Here is a 9798-nt window from a genome sequence, read left to right as displayed (position 1 = left end):
GTGGACGTTTTCAATTTCCACGGTGGCGTCGTCCACGAGGATGCCGACGGCCAGGGCGAGACCGCCGAGCGTCATGAGGTTGATCGTTTCGCCGAGCGCGCTGAGCACGGCCAGCGAGCACAGGATGCTTAGCGGGATCGACAGGGCGATGATGACCGTGCTGCGCCAGGAGCCGATGAAGAGCAGGATCATGACCGCGGTGAGCGCGGCGGCGATGGTGCCCTCCTTGAGCACGCCGCTGATGGCGGCGCGCACGAAGAGAGACTGGTCGGCAAACTCTTTGACGTCGAGATCGGAGGTCACGGTGGCGAGCACCTGCGGCAGTTGCGCTTTGACCCTCGCCACCACGTCGAGGGTGGAGGCAAAGCCGCTCTTCATGATGGTGATGAGCGCGCCGCGCTGGCCGTTCATGCGCACGATGTTCGTTTGCGGATTGAAGCCATCGCGGACCTGGGCCACGTCTTTCACGTAAATGGTCGTGCCGTTGACCCGCTTGACGGGCAGGTTGTTCAGGTCCTCGAGGACGCGCGGGCTGCTGTTGACGGCGATGTCGTATTCGGTGTCGCCGATTTTCGCAGTGCCGCTGGGCAGGATCAGGTTCTGCGCGTTGACCGCGTCCACGATGTCCTGTGGTTTCAGGTTCTTGGCCTTGAGGGCGTGCAGGTCGAGATCGACCACCACCGTGCGCATGCGCCCGCCGTAAGGCCACGGGATCTGTGCGCCGGGAATGTTCGCGATGCCGACCCGCACCTGGTTCAGGGCGAGATCGGCCACCTCCTGTTCGCTCAGCTTCTTGCTGCTGAGGCTATACTGGAGAATGGGAACGGTCGACGCATTGTAGCGAATGACGAGCGGTGGCTGCTGCCCGGGAGGCAACTGGCGGAGGATGGTTTGCGCCACCGCCGTGATCTGCGCGACGCCGCCGTCGACGTTGGCGCCGGGTTGCAGGAAGATCTTGATGATGCCGACGCCGTTGTAGCTGTTCGACTCGACGTGCTCGATGTCATTGACCGTGGCGGAGAGCGAGCGCTCGTGATTGTAGATGATGCGTTGCTCGACTTCCTGGGGGCTCAGGCCGGCGTATTGCCAGATGACCGAGATGACCGGGATATTGATCGCCGGAAAGATGTCGGTCGGTGTGCGCAGCAAAACGAACGGCGTGAGCAGAAGCAACACGATGGACGCGACGATGAAAGTATAAGGGCGCCGAAGCGCAAGGCGGACGATCCACATAAGGGTGGCTCAGAGCCGGATACTCTCTTCTCGCGGCGTGAAACGCGATTGGACGGGCTTGCGGTCGTCTGAGAACGATCTTGCGGCGAGCCTGTAGCGCAAGTGTGGCGGAAATCAGCGCAATACAGGGTTGGCCTCGGCAAATTCGCCGGGGCTGACGCCCAGGACGCGCTTGAAATGGCGCGCCATGTGACTTTGATCGGAGAAGCCGCATTCGTTGGCGATGGCGGCCATGGTCCACTCGCGGCTGTGCTGGCGGATGAGCTCCTGCGCACGGTCCACGCGGAGGCGGATGAGGTAGTCGTGCGGCGGATGCCCGGTGGCGGTCTTGAACTGGCGGGCGAAGTGAAACGGGCTCAGGCCGGCGACTTCGGCGAGTTCCTCCAGGGCCAGGGAATCGGCGAGGCGCCGGCGCATGAGCTCGACGACCTTGAGCACGGCGACGGGCGGTGCGGCGGCGGCGGGCTTGACACCGCGAATGTGATCGAACTCGCGGAGCAACTGCACGGCGATGGTGCGGGCCAGGCCTTCGGCGGCAAGGGCGGCGCCGGCCGGGGAATCAAGCTCGTGGAAGAGCTGCTGCATGAGCAGGCAGGCGGGATGATTGGCGGAGAGCTTGCGGGTATTGGTTTCCGCTGGCAGGCCGGTGGTGGTGCCGAGTTCCGCGGCGACGCGCTCGAAAAACCACGGCTGGAAACCGAGCATGAGCACGCGCACTTCACCGGTCCAGCGAAAGGCCACTGGCTGGCCGGCCGGGGTGAACCGGCCGTCGCCGGTCTGATAGCGCACGGTGTCGGTCTTGCCTTCGATGAGGACATCGCTGCGCAGGGGCTTGAGAAACCAATAGAAGACGTGCTGACGGATGCCGCCGGGGTAATTGACCTGTCCCGATTTGCCGCGCCGCTCGTGGACGAGAATGCCCGGCCAGCCGACGGAACGCCGCACGACGGTGATCGCCGCGGGGACGTATGTCTCCATGTCGACCGGTGGGAGGGCGGGCTTGGATTTCATGGGGATGCAGCGCGCGGCTATTTCGCGAACGTCTGGAGATACTGCCAGATGGCGTCGAATTGTTCCGCCGCTTGTCCGTGAAAAAAGTCGGTGAGTGGGGTCTTGCCTTCTTCGTCGGCGAACTTCGGCATCTTCGTATCGGGGTCGATGCGGGTCGGCGCGAGCGCCCAGCGGAGGAAGTATTCCTTGCGCAACCGTTTCGGCGCCCACGCCAGATTGGGGCCGGGGGCCTCGAAGACGGCGGTGGCCTGGCGGTCGCCGAGGATATGGCACTGGATGCAATTGAAGCCGCCGTTTTCGCCGATGAGCGTTTCGCCGATTTTGACTTTCCCGGGATCGGGCGCGGGCTCCGTGATCGTGGGGCCGAAGCCGTGCTGCCGGGGCAGGCCCCTGGCCAGCCCTTCCGCGGGCGTGGCGAAGCCCGGCATGCGGGCGACGATCCACGCACGCGGCTTGTCCTTCTCATGACCGGCGATGAACGTTGCGAGATAAGCGGGGCGCAGCTTTTCGCCGAACCAGGTGAGCGCGGGGAGAGCGGTGGTGAAGATCGGTTTGCGTTCGCCCTCCTCGAGCGGAGCGGCGGTTTGCAGGGCGATGATTTCCTCGTCGAGTTGCGACCAGACGCTGGGCTGGCCATCGCGCTGATGGCAGGCGGTGCAGCGCAGGTTCTTGATCTGCCGCTCGGCGAATTCCTCGGGCGCATCCTGCTTGAGTGAGGCAAAGCCGTTTGCCGCGAAGGCGACGAGTGCTTCGCGCTGGGGTGGGGTGAAGCCGAAGTCGGGAGCCTTGCCCCGTGACGGAGCGTCAGCGCCGAGGCAGCCTTTCGTCCAGCCGCTCTGGAGTGTGGCGGCGAGGGCGGGCGTCGTAGTGGGTGGGACGTTCGCGTGGCAATTCAGGCAGCCGGACGTGGCGAGCAGTTGCGCACCGCGCGTGGCGTCGCCCTTCGGCGCGCCGGAGAATTCGCGGTTCGCTGTAGCGAGCAGATAGTCCGTGAGTTGGTCGGCTTCCTTTTCGCTGAGGCGAAAGTGAGGCATGCGATTCCAGGCGTAGTTCTGCGCGGGATTTTCCAGGTAGCTGTGCAAGGCGTTGCGGTGCCACTTGGCTTTTACATGCGCGAGCGGCACGCGATCGTGCTCGTCCTGGCCGTCGGCATCGGGCTTGGTGTGGCAGGCGATACAACCGAGATTGGCAAAGAGCGCGCCGCCTTGCGCGGCGAGCGCATCGTCGACGGCCTGTTCTTCCTGCTTCATCGTCGCGGTGGAGGCGAAGTAGGCGGCCACATCGGCGGCGCGTTGGTCGATCCTGCCGGTTTCGCCCGCGAAGACTTTTGGCATGAGCGCGTGTGGACGGATGCTGTGCGGATCGTTGATCCACGCGGCCAGCCAGGGCTCGCGATATTTGTCGCCGATGGCGTCGAAGGTTGGCGCGTCCTGCGCGAGTTCCGGCAGGCCTTCGCCTTTCGGCGGCAGCACGGCGCTGGCGTCGTGGCAGGCGGAACAACGATTTTGCGCGAAGAGCAGGCGTCCTGCGCGGAGGCGCTCGCCGGTGCGCAGGTCCTTCGCACTGGTGTCGTGCTGAAAGGCGGTGGGCGGGATGGGCTCGCGGGGGAAGTCTTTCGACGACCACATGAGCCGCACCATGGCGTCGCCTTGCGGTGGGCTTTGGAATTCGACGACGAGCTTGTTCGCGCCTTTCTGCAATTGCGCGGGTTGCGGGGCGATGCGCAGCCGGCTGTCGAGCAGCGGCTGGCCATTGAGCGTGGCGGTGACGACGCCGGTGGTGTCGACGGTGAAGGTGAACGCCGCACGCAAGTCGGACGTGATTTCGCCTTCCCACTTCGCGGTGAATGGACCTGGCGCGAGAAAAGGTGTGGGCGCTTCACCTGCGGGCACAAAGAGCGCGATGAGGCGCCCGGCGCGGGTGTCTGTTTTGCCGCCCGCGCTGAACGTGACCGTCAATCCTTGCATCGTTGCGGGCGCGAGATCGGCGAGCGCGGGTGTCTGGATATCGGCGCGAGCGGGAGAGGAAAGCGAGGCAGTGAGGGCGAGCAGCGCAAACAGCGGGAGCGGAATCTTCATCAGCGGAGGTCGCAATTTTGCGGTCATTCTGAGCGGAGTGTAACGGAGTCGAAGAACCCCGTCGAATTACCAGCGATGAACTTTGGGAGAGCCGCGGGGTCCTTCGACTGCGTTACACTCCGCTCAGGATGACACGCGAGAAGAAAGGTGGACGTCTTCTACTTCGTGGACGTGAAGTCCGTGCCGCGTTGCGCGTCCGGCGGCACGACGTTGATCGTGTTGCCGATGCCATCGGGGATCGCGGTGCCGTCCGCGGCCTTGATGTTCATCTTGATCTTCATCTGCATCACCGGCTGGAGGCCGGACACTTCGAGAAACACCGATTTTTTGTCCGGTGAGACGGTGACTGACTTGATGTCGAGTTTGTCGTGGCCCTTCTGCTCGGGGTCACTGACCTTGTATTCGGCGGAGCCGTAGTTCGAGGTCCAGCGGTAGTTGTATTGCTCGATCGAGTAGTTACCCGCGTCGCTCGCGCTGGAGGTCTCGACCTCGTTGGTGAAGCCGATGGTGATGCCTTTGTCGGTGACGTGCAGGGCGTTTTGCACGGTCACGGGTTTGCCGGTGTAGCGCACGCGATGGATCGCGCCGTCCTTCGCGCCATTGGTCTGCCATCCTTTGAGACCGCCGAGGTAGAGCTGGCCGTCCATGGGGCTGAAGCGGGCGCGGCAGATGCCAGTCTCGAACTTGAGCGGGAACTTGAAGACGCCGCCTTGCTTGACGTCGCCGACGCTCTCCTGGAGCACGCCGAAGAGCGACGACTTGCCGTAGGAGAGATACAACATGCTGCCCTTGAGCGGGCCCCACTTGTCGCTGGTGACCCAGACCTGCGCGCCGTTCGAGTTGTCCCAATCGTAGGGCAGCCAGCAGAGGTGCGGCGTAAGGGCGGTGGGCACTGGCACGCGATGGGAGAGGTCGGGCACTTCGATGAAGTCGCCCTCTTTCACATAGTGAATGTAATCGACGGGCACCCAGGTGCCTTGGTTGTCGCCGGTGGTGATTTCGTCGTTCGGGCCCACGCCGATGCCATTGGGGGCGCGCACGCCGGTGGCGAAGACCTCGAACTTCTGGCCGTTGCCTGAGACCTTGAACATGCAACCATTGTGATCGCTGAGCGGACCCCAACCGCGGCCACCGGGATTCACCGGGCCGCCCTTGATGAAATAGAAGTTACCCTTTGAATCCGTCTCGAGGCCGAAGGTGAATTCGTGGAAGCCTGGGGTGACTTGCACGTCGTTATTGAAGCACTCGTAAAAGTCCGCTTCGCCGTCGTCATTGAGATCGTGCAGGCGCGTGATCTGGTCGCGGCCGAGGACGTAGATTTGATCGTCCACAATCTTGAGGCCGAGCGCGTGGAAGAGGCCGGTCGCGTAACGCCTCCACTCGATGTTCTCCAACTTGTCGTCGATACCTTTGCCGATCCACACGTCGCCGCTCCACGTGCTGAAAGCGATGCGCCCGTCCTTGAAGAAATCGAGGCCGCCGACGCGGATTTTCGATTTGTAAGGGTTGTCGAGCGGCGCGGCGAGGTTGTCGACGACGTAGGGGAAGCCGGTGTCCTCGGCGCCGAGCGTGCCCTTGGCTTTGACGGTTTCTGTCCAATGCGGTGCGCCGCCGTGAGTGAGCGGCTCGAGATCCGCCGGTTGCTCCGCGGCCTTGACCGCATCGGTTAGCTTGGCGACATCGGCAGCGGGTCCGTGGGCGAAGACGACCTTGAACTTCTGCCCGGCGGCAAATGCCGGGAGCTTGAGCGTGATGCGCGTGCCTTTGACGATGAGTTTTGCGCCGGGAGGCGCACCCACGAAGCCGACGACCGTGCGATCGGCGGGATTCTGCGGGTCATAGAGGAAGGTGGCCCGGTTGCCTTCGAGGATTGGCTTGGTGCCTTCCGGTGCATCGGCCACCAGGAGGCTCGAGGCGTCGCCGGGGGTGAGCACGTTGAAGGTGCGGGTGATGAGGGACTGGCCGTCCACGCTTTCGAGATCATCGGACTCGAGGAGCGTGGCTTGTCCGACCGTGTAGGCGAAGACGACGTGATCACCGCTGAGGTACAGTCCGCGGTACTTGGCCCACGCGGCGGGAAGCGGGCCGAACGGCACGTCGGCAAAGAACGGCTCGCCTTTGTTGACGTCGCCCTGATGTGGTCCTTTGGGCAGCGGGCGGGGATCGTAGAAGTCGTCGCCCTTGCTCCAGCCGGGCGTGTTGGCGTGCGTGCCAAAATAGATGAGCGCATTCTCCGCCGGAGAAGGGTTCGGGCCGTGGCCGCCGTCGAAGACGACCCCTTTGAGTTTGAGCCAGCCGCCAGTCCAGCCGCCGGTGGCCCGCAGAAGCTCGGTGTCGAAAATCAAGCCGCCCTCGCCCCCCGCGCCGAGCTTCACGGCGATCCCTTTGTTCGTGGCCAGGCGCACCGCGTGGTCGAGCGTGCTCTCTCCCGTGGTGTCGATAAAGGTCGCCGAAAGGAAGCGGCCGTAATCCATCTCCTCCCACCAATTGGCGGCGGAGGCGGTGAGAGCGGAGAGGCCGAGGAAGGCGGCGATAAGACGCGGAGTATGGAGCTTCATGAAATCGGATAACGTAATCAATAAGCACGGCAGCGATTCCGCCGGGCTGAGGTGGGCGATGGATGTAGCCCAAACAATCAGTAGGGCGAATTGAAATTAGGGGGAATCCACGGCGCGCGCCGGCACCGGTTCCGGCTTACGGCGCGACTTTCGCCGGGGCGGATTTCAAGCCGACGCTGTTGACGGCGATGATTTGGTAGGTGTGCTTTTCGCCGGCTGTGGCCGTGGTGTCGGTGAAACGCATCTCCGCGAGCGGCGGGGTGGGGCTGTCACTGTAGCCATTTTTCTGGAAGATCGGGCGACCGATGACGCGGCCGGCTGGCTTGTCGGGCAGGCGGGCGAGTTCGGTGCCGTCGCGTTCGATGATGAAAGCGGCGAGGCCGCTTTCGAGGTCGGCTTCGGTGGTCCAGGTCAGTTCGTCGCCGGTGAGTTTGACGCCCGTGGGTGCGGGTGGGGGAGTGGTGTCACTTACGTTGCCGTCTTTGCCGTACTCGGCCCAGGCTTTGGCGACGCGTTCGTTCGGCAGCCAGACGGCGGCTTTGGCGTCACCGCTGAATTTGGCGGCGGGTTGTGCGGCGTCGCCGAGCAAAGGGGCGAGCCACGCGCCGTCGGTGGGCATTGGCTTGAGCTTCGCGTCGCCGGAGTGATCGGGCAGGCGGGCGGTGAGGCAGGCGTCGAACCACGGGATGGCGAGGTAGCGCTGATTGCCGCAGTCGTGGCTGCTGTTCGGATCCACCGCGACGCCGACGAGTCCGCCTTGTCCACGAAAGTCGGCGAAAAATTTCTGCACGTTCGGCCACAGGCCGCCGAACCGCGGATCCTTCTCCGTGACGCCTTCCTTCGTGCCGAGGTTGCACATCGTCGGCACGGCGCAGGCGGCCGCGGGAATCTCGACGGGTGGAGCGGTGGAACCATCTCGTGGGGCAATGCGTGGCGTGCCGGAGCGCAACCACGCCGCGGCAATGCGATCCGGATGGAGCACGAGCATGTTGCCCACCCAATTCGCGCCGCCGGAATGTCCCCACAGCGCCCAGGGGACCGTTGCGAGTTCGGGATGATGGATTTGTGCGCCAAGGTCGCCGAGCGATTTCAAGAATGCCTGCTCCGAGCCGTTGCGCGGGTCGCACCACATGCTGCAGACGGCTTTCTCCGGCTGCTCGTAGGAAGGCCCGAGCAAGGCGCAGTCATGCTTCCGCGCGAGCGCCTGCCACTGAAGGTCGAAGGCCGCGGTGAGACCGGATTTGCAGGAGCCTTCGCCGCAACCGTGTTGATGCACGATGACACCACGCAATGTTTTCACCCCGGGCGGAATCCAGAGGGTGTAGCTGACGCCGAAGATCAAGCCGTCGGGTGCGGTCGATGGCTCGTAGCGCACGCGGTAGTAAGGAGGTGCGGCGGCCGGGAGCGGGTCTTGTGCGTGCAGGCTCGCGGCGCAGAGGGTGGCGACAAGAAAAGTGCGGAGGTGGGGGTTCATGGGTGAGAGATGCGGGGGGCAAAGGGAAAGAACCGCGCAGGCTGCACGGTTCTTAGTGCCCGGTGCTCAGTTCGGAAACCGCAGACTTAGGTCTCCGGAGTGAAACCCAGCACGATGTCGTGTTTGGCGGAGAGTTCGCCGGCCTTCGCCCCGGGGATGGGCGCGAACTCGGCGCAAAGCAGCTCGGGATTCTTGACGTTGCGCGTGACGCCATCGCTGGCGTTCTTCGGATCATCCTTGATGTGCAACTCGGTCGTCCATTTGTCGCGGCCCGGGACCTTGACGGCGTAGTGAATGTGCGGGCAGCGACCGGTGTAGGCCACGGGCTTGATCGTGCGGAAAAGATACTCGCCCGAACTGCCGGTGAGGAAGCGTCCGTAGCCCTGGAAGTTTTTGTCCTGCTTCGCCTTATCGCCGCCGCTGTGGCTGTGGATGTAGATGCCGTTGGTGTCCGCTTCCCAAATCTCCACGATGGCATTGCGGATGGGTTCGCCGGTCGGCCCGAGGATGCGGCCGCTGACATAGGTGATCGCGCCGACGGCCGGCGTCAGCGAGTCATTGATGAGGATCAGATCGTTGTCCGTATCGAGCGGCAGATGATCGGGATAGAAAGGGCCGAAGCCGACGGCGGGCGTTTGCGTGAGCGCTTCGGCAAAGGCTCCGGGGACGACGAAGAAAGCTCCGGTGGCGGCGAGATGGCGAATGAAATGGCGGCGGGTGTTCATGGGGTGGTGGGGTCGGGGAAAAAGAAGTGCGTATATCTTCGCATGTCGTTTCCCGGAAGCACGCAGGAAACAGGGATCGCGGTAGGAATGGCCCCCGAATTTTGTCGCCATATGGATCGTCCGGATTCACCATTGCGTCGTTGGGGGCGCTGTCGCTCATGGTATCAAACTTCACCCTGCGCACGCACTCGCTGCTTATTGCTTATGAAACTAATGCCTCTCCTCGCCGTCATTACCTTCACGCTGCTGGCCAGCGTTTCTGTCCGGGCCGCCACCTATTCCTATCCATCGGAAAAGGACGCCTGGTTCACCTTGGAAATCTCCGATGCGTGGCACCCGAAGGTGACCGACGGCACGCTGGAAGCCAGCGCGCCGAAGGACGCAGCGTATGTCGCATTCTGGGTGCTGAAAGATGAGGTCGACTTCAAGAACCTGGAGAAGGATCTCGACGAGGTGCTTAAGGATTCCGTCATCGAGCCCAAGGTGGGTGAGCCGGCGGTGAAGAAGATCAATGGCATCGAGTTCACGCGGTTCGTCGGCACCGGCAAAGACCGCAAGGAGAAGACCCCGGTGACCTTCGAGGTGTGGATGTTTGCACCGAAAGAGGGCAAGGCGGGCGTGCTGTATTTCGACTACGATTCGGACGCGACACCTGACATGATCAAGAGCTTGGCGGCGATGATCGACTCGATCAAATTGAAGAAGTAAGGCGGAACCTT

General features: G+C 63.5%; 7 protein-coding genes. 1 reads left to right on the top strand and 6 read right to left on the bottom strand.

Annotation, left to right across the window (positions count from 1 at the left end):
* The 6 genes from ABJF10_RS11780 to ABJF10_RS11755 all read right to left on the bottom strand — a co-directional run.
* Positions 1–1233 (bottom strand): efflux RND transporter permease subunit (locus tag ABJF10_RS11780; RefSeq protein ID WP_348544769.1); only part of this gene is annotated, 1233 nt, incomplete at its 3' end.
* A 114-nt stretch (positions 1234–1347) separates the two neighbouring features.
* Positions 1348–2244, bottom strand: coding sequence for an AraC family transcriptional regulator (locus ABJF10_RS11775; protein WP_348544768.1), 897 nt, complete (start codon positions 2242–2244; stop codon positions 1348–1350).
* Positions 2245–2261: 17 nt separating this feature from the next.
* Positions 2262–4322, bottom strand: coding sequence for a c-type cytochrome (locus tag ABJF10_RS11770; RefSeq protein ID WP_348544767.1), 2061 nt, complete (start codon positions 4320–4322; stop codon positions 2262–2264).
* Positions 4323–4480: 158 nt separating this feature from the next.
* Entirely contained in the window at positions 4481–6880 is a 2400-nt protein-coding gene (locus ABJF10_RS11765) for a DUF6797 domain-containing protein (RefSeq protein ID WP_348544766.1), read from the bottom strand.
* Between the two features lie 136 nt (positions 6881–7016).
* Entirely contained in the window at positions 7017–8354 is a 1338-nt protein-coding gene (locus tag ABJF10_RS11760) for a hypothetical protein (RefSeq protein WP_348544765.1), read from the bottom strand.
* 86 nt (positions 8355–8440) lie between these two features.
* On the bottom strand, positions 8441–9079 hold the full coding sequence (locus ABJF10_RS11755) for an intradiol ring-cleavage dioxygenase (RefSeq protein ID WP_348544764.1): 639 nt from the start codon (positions 9077–9079) through the stop codon (positions 8441–8443).
* Positions 9080–9283: 204 nt separating this feature from the next.
* Here ABJF10_RS11755 and ABJF10_RS11750 point away from each other — a divergent pair, with 204 nt between their 5' ends.
* A complete protein-coding gene (locus tag ABJF10_RS11750) occupies positions 9284–9787 on the top strand; it encodes a hypothetical protein (protein WP_348544763.1) in 504 nt (167 codons plus the stop codon).
* Positions 9788–9798: the final 11 nt, after the last annotated feature.

The sequence above is a fragment of the Chthoniobacter sp. genome (genome assembly GCF_040003245.1).
GTDB lineage: Bacteria > Verrucomicrobiota > Verrucomicrobiia > Chthoniobacterales > Chthoniobacteraceae > Chthoniobacter.
Note: the sequence above shows the minus strand (reverse complement) of the source record. Positions and strands in the feature narration are given on the sequence as shown.